Origin of the sequence: Vibrio sp. V12_P9A6T4, assembly GCF_963874835.1 — a bacterium.
Taxonomy (GTDB): domain Bacteria; phylum Pseudomonadota; class Gammaproteobacteria; order Enterobacterales; family Vibrionaceae; genus Vibrio; species Vibrio anguillarum.
Genome location: NZ_CAWNJO010000026.1, coordinates 1 through 2,285, shown reverse-complemented (window position 1 = coordinate 2,285; position 2,285 = coordinate 1). Strand labels below are relative to the sequence as shown.

The 2,285-nt window shown below is 39.5% G+C and carries 2 protein-coding genes; both read left to right on the top strand.

The genetic code is table 11. The features are described from left to right. Positions 1-804 precede the first annotated feature (804 nt). A complete protein-coding gene (locus AACQ42_RS01370; protein WP_017049924.1) occupies positions 805-1,023 on the top strand; it encodes a DUF6500 family protein in 219 nt (72 codons plus the stop codon). A 228-nt stretch (positions 1,024-1,251) separates the two neighbouring features. Continuing rightward, entirely contained in the window at positions 1,252-2,169 is a 918-nt protein-coding gene (locus AACQ42_RS01365; RefSeq protein WP_094165423.1) for an alpha/beta hydrolase, read from the top strand. Positions 2,170-2,285 lie beyond the last annotated feature (116 nt).

Below are 2,285 nucleotides of genomic sequence, written 5' to 3'. Positions count from 1 at the left end.
AAGTCAGTTTATCTTATTGAATTTGCATAACAAACGGCTCAAGAGGGATTGCCAACGCTTGGCGGTTTTAGTGCAAAATTGAAATTCAGTGTTTACAGTGTGTTTTTTTAAGTTCGGCGGTGCGTTGTCAACCCCTTAGCCGGGCGTTATGTGTTGGATGAGTTTTTGAGGTTAATTCTACGATTTTATTGAGAATTCGTTCCGTTTTTTCGGCAAGTTGGCTTGCTCGAAATGGATTCTTGAACAACCTGAGATTTATCGTTTTCAAGGTTCTTGGGTTGCCTCAATTAAGTTTTGGATCTGGTTTGTGTTGAGTTCTGTAGGTTTCAAATCGCTTTAATTGAAATGCTTTTTTGACTGATTTACTTGCTGATATTTAGCTCTGAAAGTTTGGTGAAGCAAAAGGTTTTGTTGTGGCTGAAAGGGCGCTTTCTTTGTTTTTGATTCTGTAAGTGGCTTTCTTCGGCTAAGATCGCTGTGAAATTTAGGTTTTGGTAAGCATCATTTTTGTACGTAACTTATTCAAATCTCTTCATTTCTACGGTGGTTTACTTTGAATTCACGGTAAAATTCACATAACAAGCAATTCAAGTGGATTCTCAACGCGTGGCAGTTTTACTATGCGTTGAGTAAAGTGTTTTACGGTGCAATGCGGCGGCTTGGTCAGTGCGTTGTTCACCACTTAATTGGGCGTTATGACTCATTCAATTGGCTAGGGCTGTATATAAAAACAGTTTTTCTTGTTTTCATGCTTTAATCTGTATAAGTTACCCATCATTTTCTAACAAAGCAGGCAATTAACAAGTGCGTAGTTCATTGAGAAAAAAGGTAATTCAAGTTTGTTCCAAGAAGATTGAGCAGAAGGGTGATAATGTAGGCGTTTCATTTTATGCATTTTTTGCTAATAAAAATGACGATCCAGATTTGTTAATGGAAGCCGCCACATGGTGGATTCAAGAACACAAATTAGATCATTTTGAAAAAGCTCATAAAATCATGGCAATGGTAAAATCTGATATTTAGTGAACTGAGCCATAACAAACGGTTTAAGAGGGACTGCCAACGCGTGGCGGTTTTTGCTTAAATCAACATTTGTGATTACGGTTGCTATTTTAGGTTCGGTGTTTTGCGTTGTCAGCCCCTTAACCGGGCGTTATGTTTAATCAGTATCACAAATTGCCACTGTTTTTATATACAGTTTTATGTGTTCGGCTATCATCCCGAGTTTTGAACACATTCGAAGAATTAAATATGACCAACTATCTAGAGCGCGGCATTAAAGAACTCGTTGAAGAGTTCATTTCTAGTGGAAAACCCTGTCCATCAAAACAAACTATTTCCGAGCGTCGGGCAGGTTATCTCTCAAGTACGGTTTTGGCTGGCTCGAGTCCTGAAATGGCCGATGAGTTTGTTGATGAACTGGATGGCATACAAGTCAAAGTTTATAAGCCAAGCGATAAAATTGATTTGCCAATTACAATTTATTTTCATGGCGGTTGTTTCATTAGCGGTGGTTTTGAAACACATGAAGCACAACTAAGGCAGTTAGCTCATTTATCAGAGACTATAGTAATTTGCATTAAGTATCGCTTAGCACCAGAACATGCATACCCATCAGCTCATGATGATGTATTTCAGGCCGCATTAGGTATCAAAGAACATGGTCATAAATATGGCGGCGATACTGAACATGTGTTCTTTGTCGGTGATAGTGCAGGTGCACAATTAGCTCTTGCTACAGCACTTCGTTTGAAAAATAAAAAGCTGTGGCTACCTGAGAAACAAGTCCTAATATATCCCATGGTTGACCCCTTGGGGGCGTCTGATAGTTATCAGAAAAACGGTACAGATTTCATTATTACTGCACAAATGTTGTTGTCCGGTTTCCAGCTTTATGCGAGTGAGTCAGAGCGGTTGGCCAGTGAAAAAGAATTGAATCTATTGGCACGAAAGGATTTTCAAGGTTTACCTCCAACGTTGATTATCACTGCTGAGTATGACCCACTGCGAGATGAAGGAGAGCAGTTGTACAGGTTGCTTCTTTCCCAAGGTGTTGACGCTTATTGTGAACGTTACCTAGGTGTAATACATGGTTTCTATCAACTGTCGGGTGTAAGTGAGTCTGCAAGGCGTTGTATTAGAAATATTGCAAATGCAATCAAAAATTAAACATAACAAACGGCTCAAGAGGGATTGCCAACGTGTGGCGACTTTAGTGCAAAATTGAAGTTTAGTGTTTACAGTGTGTTTTTTGAGTTCGGTGGTGCGTTGTCAACCCCTTAGCC